Here is a 14,551-nt window from a genome sequence, read left to right on the forward strand (position 1 = left end):
GTCGACGCATCCTCACATCTTGAACGACGACAGCGACGTGACCGCGCAGCTCAATGCTCGCGGTGACGTCGCTGTCGTCGTTCCGGCCGCCGGCGCCGGCGTGCGCCTCGGTCCCGGCGCTCCCAAGGCATTGCGCCTGCTCGACGGCGAGCCGCTGCTGGTCCACGCGATCCGCCGGACGGCCGCCGCGCCGTCGGTGCGCATGATCGTGGTCGCCGCCCCGCCGTCCGACGTCGAGGCCGTGCACGCTCTGCTCGCGCCGATCGCCCCGGTCACCGTGGTGGCGGGCGGCGCCGAGCGGCAGGACTCCGTGGCCGCCGCCCTCGCCGTCGTTCCAGACGACGTGGGCATCGTCCTCGTCCACGACGCCGCCCGTTGCCTGGCCCCCGCCGAGCTTTTCGAGCGGGTCGCGACAGCGGTGCGTGACGGGGCGGACGCGGTGATCCCGTCACTTCCCGTGGTCGACACGGTCAAAGAGGTCGCCGCCGACGGCACGGTCCTCGGCACCGTCGACCGTTCGGTGCTGCGAGCCGTGCAGACCCCGCAGGGATTCAGCGCCCCGGTGCTGCGGGCCGCCCACGCCGCGGCCGCCGGCCTGCACACCGACGACGCCGGAGCGGTGGAGAAACTCGGCCGCCCGGTGCTCTGCGTGCCCGGCTCCGACTTCGCTTTGAAGATCACCCGCCCGATCGATCTGGCCCTCGCCACCCACCTGCTCACCCTGGAGCCTCCGGGCGTGTCCGGCGGACACGCGGGGTCTCAGCCTGCTCGGCGAGACCCGGCCTAAGCTTCTCCGCGTGATCATTCCTCGGGTCGGCATCGGCACCGACGTCCACGCCTTCGATCCGGAACGACCCTGCTGGGTGGCCGGCCTGCACTGGCCCGGCGAACCAGGGCTCGCCGGGCACTCCGACGCCGACGTGGCGGCACACGCCGCCTGTGACGCGCTGCTCTCCGCCGCCGGGCTCGGTGACCTCGGCAGCAACTACGGCACCAGCCGGCCGGAGTGGGCGGGGGCGTCCGGGGTCACCCTGCTCGCGGAGACGGCCCGCCGGGTCCGGGCCGCCGGCTTCGGGATCGGCAACGTCTCCGTGCAGGTCATCGGCGCTCGCCCGAAGATCGGAAAGCGTCGCGCCGAGGCCGAGCAGGTGCTCTCCGAAGCGGTCGGGGCGCCGGTCACGGTCGCCGGCACCACCACCGACGGGCTCGGGCTCACCGGCCGAGGTGAAGGCCTGGCCGGGATGGCGGTGGCTCTGGTGTTCCCGGCCGCCGCCGATGAGGACGGCTCCGCGGGGCGGTGACAGCCGTCCCGTGGTGGCGATCATCACGGGGAGGGTGACGCGGCGCATCGGGCATGATCACTGCCATGACCGTCGCGCTGCCGGACCTCGCCAAGAAGCTGATCGACAATCCCACCTATGCGGTGCTGACGACGATCAACGAGGGCGGGGCTCCGCAGTCGACCGTCATCTGGGTCAAGCGGGACGGCGACGACCTGCTCTTCTCCACTACCCGGGGACGGGTCAAGACCCGGAACATGGAACGTGACCCGCGCGTGTCGGTCTGTGCCTACGACCCGGCGCAGCCGTACTCGTACATCACGGTCCAAGGGATTGTTGCTCTGTGTGACGACGACGGTGACCTGATCGGTGAGCTGAGCTACAAGTACGCCAACGAGCCGTGGACCGAGGACGCCCCCGGTACCGTCCGGGTCGTCTGCCGAGTCACCCCGACTCACGTGATTTCCAGGTAGACCGCCTACGCTCGGCACGTGCCCGCCCCCTTGGAGCCCGATACCACGCCGGAGGAACACCGGCAGCGCGCCCTCCTCCTCGCCGACCTCGGCCGTTATGACGAGGCCGCCGACGAGATCGCGGCCGGCCTCGCCGCCGAGCCGCGTGAGGTCAACCTTCTCGCCACCCTGGCCCGCATCCACCTCGCCGCCGAGCAGCCCGCCGAGGCTCTCGCCGCGGCGGAGCGGGCCGCCACCGCCGACCCGCTGGCCCTGCCGGCCCTCGTGGTCCAGGCCATGGCTCTCACCGACAGTCAGCGTTACGGCGACGCCGCCCGGGTCGCCGCCGAGATCCTCCGCGGCTGGCCCGACGACGCGTACGCGCAACGCACCGGCGCCGCCCTGCTCAGCGAGTCCCGCAACGGCCAGGAGGCGCTGAACGCCGCCTGGAACGGCGTCAGCGTCGCGCCCGCCGACGCCGAGGCGCACCTGGTCCTGGCCGTCGTCGCCGCCCGGCTGCGGCTGTTCGACCTGGCCCAGCGGGCGTACGGCGAAGCCCTCGACCTCGATCCGGCGATCGGTGACGCCGGTCAGGACACCGGCATCGTCCGGTTCGAGCGGCGCCGCTGGGCTCGCGCCATCGAGGACCTGGCCGACGCGGCCTCCCTGGCCCCGCAGCCACAGGTCGTTCCGGCGCCCGAGGCTGAGGAGGCCCGCACCCCGGTCCCGCCGGCTCCGGCGCCGGTCAGCGTGCCCACCCGGCCCGTCCTCGACACGTCCGGGGAGACGGCCGAGGCGGTGCGGGAGACCGCCCGGTACGGCGCGGGAAGCACCCTGGTCGCGGCCGTGCTGTCCGCCGCGATGACCCTGGTCAACCCCGGCATCTCGCGGGTGTGGGCCGGCCTGATCGGCGTCCTCGTCTTCGGCGCCGTGGTGTTCTGGTTCGGCAGCCGCCTGCCGGAACCCGTCCGGGTCGTGCTGCCCCGGCTGCGGGCCGGTGACCGGCGACTCGCCGTCGCGGTCTACCTCACCTTCGCCGCGCCACTGTTCCTGCTGGCGTACGCCGTGCTCGGAGGCCCCGTGCCCCTGGTGGCCGGAATGCTCACCGCGATGGTCGCCGAGGTCCTGGTGGGGTTCGGCCGCCACCGGTGAAAGGCGTGATCGCCCGCCTCCGGCGGGAAAGGACTTCTTGGACTTGGTTGTCCGCTTCTCGCGGCGTCGATTAGGTTCGGTTCGTGTCAACGATGGTGCCTCCGCTCTACGCCGGGCTGGTCGATGACGCCTCCCTGCTCCCACCCAGCCCGATCGGGCTGGCCGACGCGGTCGCCAAACACCGCGAGCACAACGCCTCGTGGTACCGGGATCTCGTCGGATCTCTGCTGGTGCCCGCGTCCATCGTCAGCACGGAGTCGATGCCGGGCCTCACCGCCGGGCTGATCGGCGACATACCGGCCGCCGTCCTGCCCGCCACCGTCGAGAAACTGCGTGCCTCCGGCGTGGTCGTCGAGCACCTCGAAGCGGCCGTCGCCCGCCGCGGCGAAGATCCGCAACCCGGTCTCGCCACCCTGTGCAGGTTCGCCGCCGCCCAGTCCGGCCTGCCGCTGTTCGCCGAGATCCCGCTCAGCTGGGGTCTGCTCGCGGCCCTCGACACGGTCGCCGAGGCCCGGGCCGGAGGTCTGCCGATCGCACCCAAGTTCCGGGTCGGCGGCCTCGCCGCGGAACTCTTCCCCACCCCCGTCGAACTCGCCGCCGTGATCTGCGCCTGTCGTGACCGGAACCTGCCGTTCAAACTCGCCGCCGGGCTGCGCCACGCCACCCGGCACACCGACCCGGAGACCGGGTTCACCCACCACGGCTTCCTCAACGTGCTCGTCGCCACCGTGATCGCCGCCGACGGTGGTGAGGTCGCCGAGGTCGCCGAGGTTCTCGCCGCCACCCACCCGGTTCCGCTGGTCGAGCCGGCCCGCACCCACCGGGATGCGCCACGCCCGCTCTTCGTCGGTTTCGGCGCCGCCAACGTGGTCGAGCCGCTCACCGAACTGGTCCGGCTCGGCTTGGTCAACGGCGGCTACGAGTAACTCGCCGCCCGGTTCGGAGAAGACGTGCACGCACCTGGGATACTTTCGCCGTGAACCGGGTGCTGCTGCGAATCATGGTCGCCGGCCTCCTGCTGGTGGTGAGCGGCCTCATCGGCTGGCGCGTGCTTGCTCCCGCGGAACTGTCGGCGGTCGCCAAGTCATCGAAGATCCCCTCCCCGTCGGTCCGGCAGGGTGTGGCCGGGCGACTCAGCCTCGCCCCGCTGGTCGTCGACGGGCGTCTGCGTGTCTACGCCGCGAAACACCAGGTGCGGGCCGACGGTCCGGCCGACAGGCGAGCCGTCTACACCCCGCGATGGTCGTTCCGGCGCTGGCCGGCGCAGCTCAGCGCGGTCGTGGCGGTCGGCACGACTGTCGTCACCCGGTGGTCCGACGGGAAACTCGTCGGCATCGACTCGTACAGCGGAAAGGTGATGTGGCGGGCTGACGGCCCGTCCGGGCCCGGCTTCGCCGCGCACCGGACCGGCGCCGAGGCGGTCTGGAACCCGCCGGGTCTGCGCGTCGCCGCCGGCACCGTCGTGGTCACCCAGGGCCAGGACCTCGCGGGGTACGCGGCGACCACCGGCCAGTCGACCTGGAAGACGTCCGTCCCGGCCGGATGCGCGGAGGGGTTCACCACGGCCGGGAACGCCTACGTCTGCGCCACCGGCGCCTACGACGCCATGACCGGTGTCCCGCTCGCCGGCTGGCCGCCCGGCCCCTACCAGCCCGTCGGCTGCTGGAATTCGGAGTGTGAGGCGTTCCGGGACGGTTCCGGGCAGGGATGGCTGGCCACCGCGGCGACGCCTCGCCGGGTGCCGGCCCTCGACGATCCGGCGGCCACGATCGCCGCCGGCATCATCGTCACGCCCTGGTCCTCGGCCGCGACCGCGCCCTCGCCGCCCGCCCCGATCCCGGCTCCCTCGACGGACTCGGTGGCGCCGTCTCCCGCCGGGTCACCCGTGCCGTCCTCCGCGTCTCCGTCCGCCTCCCCGCCCGAGGACGCTCCCGCGGAAGCCGGGGTGTCCGGGCGGGCGCTGGACGGAACGCTGCTGTGGACGTTGCCCGGCAAGGCGCGCGTGCTCGGCGGGAACCGGAACACGGTGCTGTTGCTGTCGCCGAAGAACTATCTGAACGGGGTGGACGTCAGGACCGGGAAGCCCCGGTTCTGGTTCCGCCTGGTCTACCGGGGCGACAAGACCGAGAACATCAACTGGAAGCCGGGTCTGTACCACGTGACCGAGGGCTTCCTGGCGATGGAGCGTCTGAACAAGAAGGCCTCGGACGATCCGGAGTCGCCGAACTACTACCTCAGTCTCGACGCCGTGGTGATCGCCGCACTCCCCGACGAGGCCATCCAGCCGCCCCGATGAGTGCGGCGTGAGGCCGGCCGCGGCTCAGGTGAGGCGGGGGAGCAGGGCCGACCACGCCTCCTCGGCGGCGCCGGCGATGGGCCCCTCGTCGTCGGGAAGGGCGGCGGGAAGGACCGGGGGCGGCGACTCCCGGTGGATCAGCATGAGGCCGTCCCGGTAGGCCGCCGTGATCGTGTTCGGGACGGCGGCGAGCAGGTCGACGCCGATTCCGCCCAGTGTGACCAGGTTCGGGTCCAGGGCGTTGACCAGGCCCGCCAGACCCCGGCCGAGCGCGCCGCCGACGACCCGGACGGCCTCGACGGACGCGGCCGGATCGATCTCCGGCTCGGCCTCGCCCGAACCGCAGGGATATGCCGCCGCACCCCCCGACGGTGTGCCGGACGAGAGCGGGGGCAGGCCGGCGACGTCCTGGCGGGCGCGCTGGGAGCCGAGCTCCCGGGCGGCGGTGGCGATCACCCGGCGGGCGTAGGTGACCGGGTCACGCGGCTCGGGGGCGCCGAGGAGACGGGCCAGGGCGGTGCCGTCGACGGCGGTCCCCCAGCAGCCGTGGGCGCCGCACCCGCAGCGGACCGCGGGATCACCGAACGGCATGTGGCCGAACTCGCCGGCCGCGCCGTGGGCGCCGAGCACCGGGCGGCCGTCGTCGATCACCGCGCCGCCCAGCCCGGCCTCGATGCGCAGGTGCAGGGCCACGGCGGCGCCGGCCGCGGATCCACGGAGGTGCTCGGCGGTGGCGGCGAGAGTGGCGTCGTTGCCGGCGACCAGGAGCCCCGCGCCGGGCCAGAGCTCGTTGAGGTCGATGCCGTGCCAGTCGGAGGTGAAGGCTTCCAGGCGCAGCGTGCGCGAGACCGGGCCGGGGACGGAGATGCCGATCGCGCGCAGTCTGTCCCCGTACCGGGAAAGGAGATCTTCGATCGCGGCGGCGACCGCCGTGCGGACATCGGCCCAGCGTGCGCCGCCGTGCCGGGCCGACAGTGAGGCGGCGGTGGCGCCGCCGAGCGCGACGACGTCGAGCCGCCAGGCCTCGTGGGTGATCGCGCACGCCAGGACCAGCGGCCCGTCGGGGTGCGGCAGCAGCACCGTGGTGGGGCGGCCGCGGGTGCCGCTGGGCGCGGCGGGGGCCTGGGCGAGCAGGGCTGCCCGGCTCAGCTTGGTGACGAGCTCGGTGGCCGCGCCGGTGCCGATCCCGAGCAGGCGGGCCGCGTCGGCGCGGGTCACGCCGGAGTGCCGGTGCACCACCCGGAGCAGTGCGGTCGAGCGCGTCGTCACATCCGTACTCCCCTTTTTATGCTCTTGTTAAGAGTTTATTGTGCGAGGGTGAGACTGAACCGACCGGCGCTCGTCGTCCTCGGCGCCTCGACATTCTGTTACGTGGCCGCCGAGACGCTTCCGGTCGGCCTCCTCCCGCAGATCGCCGCCGACCTCGATGTCACCGAGGCGCAGGTCGGTCTGCTCCTCACCAGCTATGCCGTGGTGGCGGCGCTCAGCACCATCCCGCTCACCGCCCTCACCATGCGCGTGCCCCGGCACCTGCTGATCGCCGTCACGGTAGCGGTGTTCGCCGTCTCCCAGGCGGCTGCCGCGATCGCGCCGACCTTCCTCATCCTGCTGCTGTCCCGGCTCATCTGCGCCCTCGCGCACGGAGTCTTCTGGTCGGTGATCGGGCCGATCATCGTGCGGCTGGCCCCACCCGGCCAGGCCGGGCGCGCCACCGCCATGGTCTTCCTCGGCAACTCGCTCGCCATCGTGCTCGGAGTGCCGGCCGGCACCGCGCTCGGGCAGTGGCTCGGCTGGCGGGTGGCGGTCGGGCTGTTCGCGGTGGCGGGCACGATCTGCGTGGTCCTGCTGACGCTGGTGCTGCCCCGGCTTCCGGCGCTCCCACGGGACCTGCGGGCACGCACCGGGCAGCGGCTGCGGGACGCGATCGGGATCCTGCGCAACGGGCGGGTGGCCCGGCTCTGCGCGATCACGACCGTGCTGGTGGTGGGGCACTTCGCGGCGTACACGTACATCGCCCCGCTGGTCCGCCGGGACGCCGGGCTGGACGGGGCCGGGCTGAGCGCGCTGCTGCTCGGGTACGGCGCGGTCGGCCTGCTGACCAACTTCGTGGTCGGGCGGTTCGTCGACCGGCGGCCCGGCCCTCTCGTGATCGGCCTGTCGGCGACGGTCACCGTCGCGGTGGCACTGCTGACCCCGGTGCTCGGGCCGGGGCCGACGGTGGTGATGACGCTGCTCTGGGGTGGGGCGTTCACCGCGATCCCGGTCCTGCTGTCGGCGGCCTCGCTGCGGGTGGCGCCCACCGCCCGGGATGCCGCGTCGGCGGTGTACGTGGTGGCCTTCCAGATCGGCATCGGCGGCGGGGCGCTGATCGGGGAGCGGATGGTGAGCGCCGGGCATCTGGGCGCGCTGCCGCTGCTGGCGTCGGTGTTCACACTGGCGGCGACGGCGCTGGCGGCGCTGTCCCCGGCGCTCTTCCCGGCCCGGCTCAGCGCCGAGGACCATCACCGCGCGGAGGCCGAAGCCGCCGCCCGGTGAGCGGGCGGCGGCCGGTGGGCGATCAGCCGAGGGCGGCCTCGGCGGCGGCCAGGAACTGGTCGTTCTCCTCGGGCGTGCCGATCGTCACGCGGACGCCTTCGGGGTGGAAGCCGCGGACGATGACGCCCCGGTTCTCGCAGGCGGCGGCGAATCCGGCGGTGCGGTCCCCGAGCGGCAGCCAGACGAAGTTGGCCTGGCTGTCCGGCACGTCGAGGGAGATCTTCCGCAGCGCCTCGGTGACCCGGGCCCGCTCGGTGACGACCAGGGCGCAGCGACGGCGCACCTCGTCCTCGGCGTCGAGGGCGGCGAGGGCCGCCGCCTGCGCGACCAGGCTGGTGGAGAACGGGGTGACCACCTTGCGGACGGCGGCGGCGACCTCAGGCTGGGCGACCAGATAGCCCATCCGCAGGCCGGCCAGGCCCCAGGCCTTGCTCATCGTGCGCAGCACCACCACGTTCGGCCGGTCGCCGTAGGTCGCCAGGCCGTCCGGTACGGCCGGGTCGGTGACGAACTCCCGGTACGCCTCGTCGAGGACCACCAGCACGTCGGAGGGCACGTCGGCGAGGAACCGGTCGAGTTCGTCCTTGCGCAGGAAGGTGCCGGTCGGGTTGTTCGGGTTGCAGACGAAGATCAGCCGGGTCTGGTCGGTGACCGCCTCGGCGATGGCGGCGAGGTCGTGCCCGTGCGCCGCGGTGTTCGGCACCCGGATGCTGGTGGCGCCCGCGCCGGCGGCGATGATCGGGTACGCCTCGAACGACCGCCACGAGTAGACGATCTCGTCGCCCGGCAGGCAGGTCGCCTTGACCAGGATCTCGGCCAGCGCCACCGACCCGCAGCCGGTCACCACCCGGGACGGGTCCACGCCGAGCCACGCGCCGATCCGGTCCCGCAGCTCGACGACGCCCATGTCGGGGTAGCGGTGCACGGTCCGGACCGCCTCGGTGACCGCCTCGACCACGCCGGGCAGGGGGCCGTACGGCACCTCGTTGCTGGCGAGTTTGACCGCTTCGGCGATGCCCAGCTCGCGGGTCAGGTCGGCGACGCTGCGGCCGGGCACGTAGTTGGGCAGCGCGTCCAGGTCGGCGCGGGTCAACCGGTTCATGTGAGTCCTCCGGAGCTGTCGCCGCTGGTCGCGGCCTCGACGGTCGGGGCTGTCCCGGCCGGCACGGCGACCACCACGGTGGCCGCCGCCTTGTCGTGCCACGCCTGCCGCAGGCGGGGGTCGAACACGGGTGACAGGGCGGCCACGAACTGGATGACCAGGCCCAGGCCGCACACCCACCAGAAGAGGGTCCAGATGCCGAGCCGGGCCCAGCGGGTGAACGCCCGGGCGAAGCCGATCGGCTCGGTCTTCTCCACCCCGACGACCTTGATGCCCACGATCCGCTTGCCCAGGGTCTGGCCGCTGTTGGCGATCGACGGCGCCTCGTAGAGCAGCCAGAGCAGCGTGCCGATCATGACGATCGCCACGGACAGCGTCGACATCCGGTCGGTCGCCTGCATGACGGGCGGGGGGTTCCCGGCCTGGGCCTGGGCCCAGTAGGCGCGGAAGATCGGCAGGAAGTCCTGCATGTAGAGCCACGCGAAGTAGCCGTTGACGACGACGTTGAGCAGCAGCACGGCGACGATGTCGATGAGCCGGGCGGTGAGCCGCCGCCCGAGCCCGGCCAGGGCCATGCCGTGCGGCCGGACCTCGGGCATCGCGAAGGGATAGGGGTAGCCCTGCATGGGCTGTGCGCCCGGATGCGGCTGCCAGCCCGGCGGGGGCTGTTGCCAGCCGGGCTGAGGCGCCTGCCACCCCGGGGGAGGCTGCTGCCAGCCCGGCGGGGGTTGCTGCCAGCCCTGCGGCGGAGGTTGCTGGCCCTGTGGGGGCGGCGGCTGCCAGCCGGGCGGGGGCTGCATGCCGGGCGGCGGCGGCTGCCAGCCGGGCGGCGGCTGCATGCCGGGCGGGGGCTGCGGGGTCCAGCCCGGGGGCGGGCCGGCCAGGGGGGCGGCCGGAGTCACCGGGTGTGCCGGGTGTGCCGGGTGTGCGGCGGGAGGGGAGGCCGGTGATTCCGGTTCGGCCGCGGGCGGGCCGTCCGGGGGGACGGCGTCCGCCGGGATGGCCTTGCCCACCCAGCCCTCACCGTCCCAATAGCGCTGGGTACTGGTGTCGGCCGGGTCCTTGTACCAACCCGCGGAAACGGAACTCATGCGCAAACCTTTACCACGACAGCCTGACACTTCCCTGCGCGCCGGTCGTCCGCCGCGAGGGCCTGATCACAGTGTCCCAGGTCGCCTGACAGTGGCGCAGCCCATGCCCATGAGCAACCGGCCACAGGATCGATGGTCAACGTGTGCAATCGGTGCGGTAGGTTCGCCAGGTGGGTGAGCAGACTGTCCAGCTCGATGCGCTCGATGCGCGCCTGATCGCCATGCTCGCGGCCGAGCCGCGGATCGGTGTGCTCGAACTCTCCCGCCGACTCGCGGTCGCGCGCGGGACGGTCCAGGCCCGGCTCGACAAGCTGATCGCGCGGGGCGCGATCAAGGGCTTCGGGCCCGAGGTCGTGCCCGCCGCGATCGGGTTCGGCGTGATGAGCTTCGTGACCCTGGAGATCTCCCAGCGGTACGGCCACGACGCCGTCGCCGAGCACCTCGCGGAGATTCCCGAGGTCCTGGAGGCGCACACGATCACCGGCAGCGGTGACATCCTGTGCCGGATCGTGGCACGGTCCAACGCCGACCTGCAGCGGGTGATCGACCAGATCGTGGGCTACGAGGGCATCGTCCGGGCACACACGATCATCGCGCTGGCCGAGTTGATCGGTTACCGGACCGTGCCCCTGGTCCGGGCGGCAAGCCACGCATAACCTGACGACACGGACTTTCCACGCTCAGGCCCTGGCGGATCGAAGGTCATTACCCTGCCCGCATGGCCTCGGGTGGCGGTTCCTGGAAGGGACTCTGGGTGGTCACCGTCGCCGCGGTGGCCCTCACCGTGCTGGCCACGACCCGGGTGTGGAACCCGTGGCCGCAACTCTGGTCCTGGGTCACCGCGAGCGGGCCGGTCGCGCCCGGCACCCGCTGGCAGCAGTCGCTGGGCGGCACACCGCAGAGCGTGGCCGTCGCCGGTGAGGCGGTGATCGTCGAGTACCGGACCTCGGTCGAGGCCTACGGCCTCACGGCCGCCGTGAAACTCTGGTCCTCCGACGCCGACTGGGCGTCGGTCGCCGGCAAGGGCGCGAACGCCGTCGTGGTGACCGGCCGGCTGCTGACCAAGGGCTACCAGGTCCTCGACCCGGCCACCGGCGCGGTCCGCAGGGCCGACACCGGCGCGTCCGCGGTCTGGACGTACCAGAACGCGATCGTGGACCTGAGCTGCTCCGGCGGAGACGACTGCCGGCTCACCGCCTGGGATCCGCGGGCCGGCACCCAGCTCTGGTCCGTCGGCACCGGCAGCATCGGCTTCGTCCTGGACGCCGGGAACCCCGACCTGCCGGACACCCGCCGGCTGATCTCCGGCGAGGTGGACGACGACGTGGCCGGGCCACCATTGCTGCCGGGGCTGCTCGGGCTTCCGCACGACGGGGAGGTCCGGGTGATCGACACGGCCACCGGACGGCTGGTGCAGACGATCCGGCCGGAGAAGGACCAGCGGATCGCGGTCGTCGGCGGGCGGGTCCTCACGGTCACCGGCACGGCCCGCGACGGCACCTGCTATTACGACGTGGTGGCCGGCGGCCCGCCCGGCGGCCGGGTCGTGTGGCGGCGTGACGGACTCAACCTGCGCACCGCCGGGAACGGGTCGGCCTGCGCGCAGGACCGCGATCCGGCCGGCGGCTACAACGTGGTGCTTGGCGTCGACCCCTACGGGCGGGAGGTGCTGATCAACGGCTATGACGGGCGCAATCTCTGGTACGGCGACAAGGAGTCCAGGGTCCTCGCCGTCGACGACGGCTATGCCGTGATCAGCAAGGGCGGGACGATCCGGGGCTACTCGTTCGCCAAGGACAAGGACGTGTGGCGGCAGGACGGGCGGGACGGGGCGGGGGCGGCGCTCACCCCGTACGCCGCGATCGTGTCCTCGAAGGGCCGGGTGACGGCGGTCGCTCCGGCCACCGGGGCGGTTCGTGCCGATGTGCGTACCGATGCGAAGGTCTTCGCCGTCGGCGCGGGCGGTCTGGTCCTCGTCTCCGGCCGCGACATGGCCTACCTGCCCTTCTCCTAGGGGATCAGGCCGGGGATCGGTTCGCACCCGCCCGGCCCGCTGGCCTAGGCTGGGCGCTCATGAGCAAAGGCGCCGATTTCAGCTACTCGCCGCTCCTCCCGACGGGCGAGGACTCGACCGAGTACCGCCTGATCACGGACGAGGGCGTGGATGTCGTCGAGGGCCCGGGCGGGCGCCGGTTCCTGACCGTCGAGAAGGCGGCGCTCACCCAGCTCAGCGCGGAGGCGATGCATGACATCGCGCACTTCCTGCGGCCCGCGCACCTGGCCCAGCTGCGCGCGATCATCGACGATCCGAAAGCGTCGCCGAACGATCGGTTCGTCGCTCTCGACCTGCTGCGCAACGCGAACATCGCGGCCGGTGGGGTGCTGCCGATGTGCCAGGACACCGGCACCGCGATCGTGATGGGCAAGCGCGGGCGGCACGTGCTGACCGACGGCGCCGACGAGGCGGCCATCGCGCTCGGCGTCTACCAGGCGTACACCCAGCTCAACCTGCGTTACTCGCAACTCGCGCCGATCACGATGTGGGACGAGAAGAACACCGGCACGAACCTGCCGGCGCAGATCGAGCTCTACGCGGAGGACCCGGGCGGTCACCCGGACGCGTACAAGTTCCTCTTCATGGCCAAGGGCGGCGGCTCGGCCAACAAGTCGTACCTCTACCAGGAGACGAAGGCGCTGCTGAACCCGCAGCGGATGATGCAGTTCCTGGACGAGAAGCTGCGCCTGATCGGCACGTCGGCGTGCCCGCCGTACCACCTGGCGGTGGTCGTCGGCGGCACCAGCGCCGAGCACGCGCTGAAGACGGCCAAGCTGGCCAGCGCGAAGTACCTGGACAACCTGCCCACCTCGGGCACCATGCTGGCGCACGGCTTCCGCGACCTGGAGCTGGAGGCCGCGGTCCTGGAACTGACCCGCGACTTCGGCATCGGCGCCCAGTTCGGCGGCCGTTACTTCTGCCACGACGTGCGTGTCATCCGGCTGCCCCGGCACGGCGCCTCCTGCCCGGTGGCGATCGCGGTCTCCTGCTCGGCGGACCGCCAGGCGGTCGCCAAGATCACTCCGTCCGGGGTGTGGCTGGAGCGGCTGGAGACCGACCCGGCCCGCTACCTGCCCGATGTCACCGACGAGAACCTGGAATCCGAGCAGGTCGTCCGGATCGACCTCAACCGGCCGATGGCCGAGATCCGCGCCGAGCTCAGCAAGTACCCGGTGAAGACCCGCCTGTCGCTGAGCGGCCCGCTGGTGGTGGCTCGGGACATCGCCCACGCCAAGATCGCCGAGCGGCTCGACGCCGGCCAGCCGATGCCGCAGTACCTGCGCGACCACGCGGTCTACTACGCCGGCCCGGCCAAGACCCCCGAGGGGTACGCCTCCGGCTCCTTCGGCCCGACCACGGCCGGCCGGATGGACTCGTACGTCGAGAAGTTCCAGGCGGCCGGCGGCTCCCTGGTCATGCTCGCCAAGGGCAACCGGTCGAAGCAGGTGACCGACGCCTGCAAGACCCACGGCGGGTTCTACCTGGGTTCGATCGGCGGCCCGGCCGCGCGGCTCGCCCAGGACTGCATCCGCCACGTCGAGGTGCTCGAGTTCCCCGAGCTCGGCATGGAGGCGGTGTGGAAGATCGAAGTCGAGGACTTCCCGGCCTTCATCGTCGTCGACGACAAGGGCGAGGACTTCTTCGCCGAGGTGACGAAGCCGGTCCTGGGCATCGGCCGCCGCTGACGACTGCTGCGCCGTGACCACCGCCTGGCGGTCGTCACGGCCAGCAGTTGAATTCTCCGCATGTGATTCAACGTTGCGGGCCGGAAACTTGAAATCCGTGTCCTTGTTTGAGCTTGCGCTTGAGAAGCGGCAAGTGGTTTTCAAGTTTCTCGTGCCGCGCGGGGAAGCCGGAGCGGAGGTCGCAGGTTACTGGGCCGAGGGGGCCGTCGAAGGCGATTCCGCCGGTGTGGCCGACGAGGACTCCGGTGCGGCCCGGTTGACGCCGCAGTAACCCGCGAGCGGGCTGATCCACTCGGTGATCTGGTCCTTGAGCGAGCTGTCCAGATCCTTCATGCTCTTGATCGTCTCGATGAATTCGAGATCCTTCGCGCTGTCCTCGATCCGCTGGGCCGAGGTCGCGGCCACCGCCTTGAGCTCGGGGTCGACGGCGTCCGCGGTCTCCTTGCGGATCTGCGTGCCGATCGCCTTCAGCTCGGTGGCGGCCTGTTTCTTCGCCTTGTCGGCGTTCGCGGTGTCCTTCTCCTCCTGGACAGCCATCAACTTGCCGAGCGCCCCGCCGAAGTCGCCGAACTCGGTGTCGAAGGTCTTGTCCAGGCGGTCGCACACCACCTTGTTGGCGGCCGTGTAGTCGGGCGTGGCGGACGCGGAGACGACGGGTTCCGCCGAGGCGGAGGGGGTGGCGGCGGCCGGGGCGGCGACCCCGCTGCTCTTCGGATCGTCGCTGCAGGCGGTGCTGCTCAGGAGCAGGCCGCCGGCGAGCACGGCGAGGATGGCGCGTCGCATCGGGAGGGGTCCTCTTCGAGTTGGGGGGACATCCGAACCCCGCCGACGGTACGTAACGAAGCGACCGGCGTCCAACTGTCTGTGATCACTGAGAATACGAACAGCCCGCTCACGGGCCT

At 72.3% G+C, this 14,551-nt stretch carries 14 protein-coding genes; 10 read left to right on the top strand and 4 right to left on the bottom strand.

All coding sequences use genetic code 11. The features are described from left to right. Positions 1-37 precede the first annotated feature (37 nt). From ispD to QLQ12_RS34975, 6 genes are all read left to right on the top strand, one after another. A complete protein-coding gene (gene ispD / locus QLQ12_RS34950; RefSeq protein WP_282765208.1) occupies positions 38-787 on the top strand; it encodes a 2-C-methyl-D-erythritol 4-phosphate cytidylyltransferase in 750 nt (249 codons plus the stop codon). A 10-nt stretch (positions 788-797) separates the two neighbouring features. Next, a complete protein-coding gene (gene ispF, locus QLQ12_RS34955; protein ID WP_282765068.1) occupies positions 798-1,301 on the top strand; it encodes a 2-C-methyl-D-erythritol 2,4-cyclodiphosphate synthase in 504 nt (167 codons plus the stop codon). A gap of 65 nt (positions 1,302-1,366) precedes the next feature. After that, a complete protein-coding gene (locus QLQ12_RS34960) occupies positions 1,367-1,753 on the top strand; it encodes a PPOX class F420-dependent oxidoreductase (protein ID WP_282765069.1) in 387 nt (128 codons plus the stop codon). A gap of 18 nt (positions 1,754-1,771) precedes the next feature. Next, a complete protein-coding gene (locus tag QLQ12_RS34965; protein ID WP_282765070.1) occupies positions 1,772-2,884 on the top strand; it encodes a tetratricopeptide repeat protein in 1,113 nt (370 codons plus the stop codon). Positions 2,885-2,967: 83 nt separating this feature from the next. Next, the gene (locus tag QLQ12_RS34970; RefSeq protein ID WP_282765071.1) at positions 2,968-3,810 is read left to right on the top strand and encodes a hypothetical protein; all 843 of its coding nucleotides are present in this window, start codon (positions 2,968-2,970) and stop codon (positions 3,808-3,810) included. Positions 3,811-3,860: 50 nt separating this feature from the next. Continuing rightward, positions 3,861-5,180 carry an outer membrane protein assembly factor BamB family protein gene (locus QLQ12_RS34975; protein ID WP_282765072.1) on the top strand — a complete coding sequence of 440 codons (1,320 nt, stop codon included), beginning with the start codon at positions 3,861-3,863 and terminating at the stop codon, positions 5,178-5,180. A 24-nt stretch (positions 5,181-5,204) separates the two neighbouring features. Here the strand turns inward: QLQ12_RS34975 and QLQ12_RS34980 are convergent, their stop codons facing one another. After that, the gene (locus QLQ12_RS34980) at positions 5,205-6,449 is read right to left on the bottom strand and encodes an ROK family protein (RefSeq protein WP_282765073.1); all 1,245 of its coding nucleotides are present in this window, start codon (positions 6,447-6,449) and stop codon (positions 5,205-5,207) included. 48 nt (positions 6,450-6,497) lie between these two features. Between QLQ12_RS34980 and QLQ12_RS34985 the strand changes: the two genes are divergently transcribed. After that, the gene (locus QLQ12_RS34985) at positions 6,498-7,715 is read left to right on the top strand and encodes an MFS transporter (protein ID WP_282765074.1); all 1,218 of its coding nucleotides are present in this window, start codon (positions 6,498-6,500) and stop codon (positions 7,713-7,715) included. A 22-nt stretch (positions 7,716-7,737) separates the two neighbouring features. On the opposite strand, the gene hisC is transcribed toward QLQ12_RS34985, so the two are convergent. Beyond that, complete coding sequence (gene hisC / locus QLQ12_RS34990) at positions 7,738-8,817, bottom strand: histidinol-phosphate transaminase (protein WP_282765076.1); 1,080 nt, start codon at positions 8,815-8,817, stop codon at positions 7,738-7,740. Continuing rightward, a complete protein-coding gene (locus QLQ12_RS34995; RefSeq protein ID WP_282765077.1) occupies positions 8,814-9,908 on the bottom strand; it encodes an RDD family protein in 1,095 nt (364 codons plus the stop codon). Before QLQ12_RS34995 ends, hisC begins: the two co-directional genes overlap by 4 nt. A gap of 170 nt (positions 9,909-10,078) precedes the next feature. On the opposite strand from QLQ12_RS34995, the gene QLQ12_RS35000 reads away from it, so the two are divergent. The 3 genes from QLQ12_RS35000 (at position 10,079) to QLQ12_RS35010 (ending at position 13,649) form a co-directional block, all read left to right on the top strand. Beyond that, positions 10,079-10,564 carry an Lrp/AsnC family transcriptional regulator gene (locus QLQ12_RS35000; RefSeq protein ID WP_282765079.1) on the top strand — a complete coding sequence of 162 codons (486 nt, stop codon included), beginning with the start codon at positions 10,079-10,081 and terminating at the stop codon, positions 10,562-10,564. 62 nt (positions 10,565-10,626) lie between these two features. Then, the gene (locus tag QLQ12_RS35005) at positions 10,627-11,922 is read left to right on the top strand and encodes a PQQ-binding-like beta-propeller repeat protein (protein ID WP_282765080.1); all 1,296 of its coding nucleotides are present in this window, start codon (positions 10,627-10,629) and stop codon (positions 11,920-11,922) included. A 59-nt stretch (positions 11,923-11,981) separates the two neighbouring features. After that, positions 11,982-13,649, top strand: coding sequence for a fumarate hydratase (locus tag QLQ12_RS35010; RefSeq protein WP_282765081.1), 1,668 nt, complete (start codon positions 11,982-11,984; stop codon positions 13,647-13,649). A gap of 186 nt (positions 13,650-13,835) precedes the next feature. Here the strand turns inward: QLQ12_RS35010 and QLQ12_RS35015 are convergent, their stop codons facing one another. Next, on the bottom strand, positions 13,836-14,432 hold the full coding sequence (locus tag QLQ12_RS35015) for a hypothetical protein (protein ID WP_282765082.1): 597 nt from the start codon (positions 14,430-14,432) through the stop codon (positions 13,836-13,838). Positions 14,433-14,551 lie beyond the last annotated feature (119 nt).

This window comes from Actinoplanes sandaracinus, from assembly GCF_030009775.1.
In the GTDB taxonomy this organism is placed as follows: Bacteria; Actinomycetota; Actinomycetes; order Mycobacteriales; family Micromonosporaceae; genus Actinoplanes; species Actinoplanes sandaracinus.

What these genes read in the sequence shown, in the direction of transcription:
- QLQ12_RS35015 (WP_282765082.1), bottom strand. Translation starts at nt 14,432, where the DNA reads ATGCGACGCGCCATCCTCGCCGTGCTCGCCGGCGGCCTGCTCCTGAGC.
- QLQ12_RS34960 (WP_282765069.1), top strand. Translation starts at nt 1,367, where the DNA reads ATGACCGTCGCGCTGCCGGACCTCGCCAAGAAGCTGATCGACAATCCC.
- QLQ12_RS35010 (WP_282765081.1), top strand. Translation starts at nt 11,982, where the DNA reads ATGAGCAAAGGCGCCGATTTCAGCTACTCGCCGCTCCTCCCGACGGGC.
- QLQ12_RS34995 (WP_282765077.1), bottom strand. Translation starts at nt 9,908, where the DNA reads ATGAGTTCCGTTTCCGCGGGTTGGTACAAGGACCCGGCCGACACCAGT.
- QLQ12_RS35005 (WP_282765080.1), top strand. Translation starts at nt 10,627, where the DNA reads ATGGCCTCGGGTGGCGGTTCCTGGAAGGGACTCTGGGTGGTCACCGTC.
- hisC (WP_282765076.1), bottom strand. Translation starts at nt 8,817, where the DNA reads ATGAACCGGTTGACCCGCGCCGACCTGGACGCGCTGCCCAACTACGTG.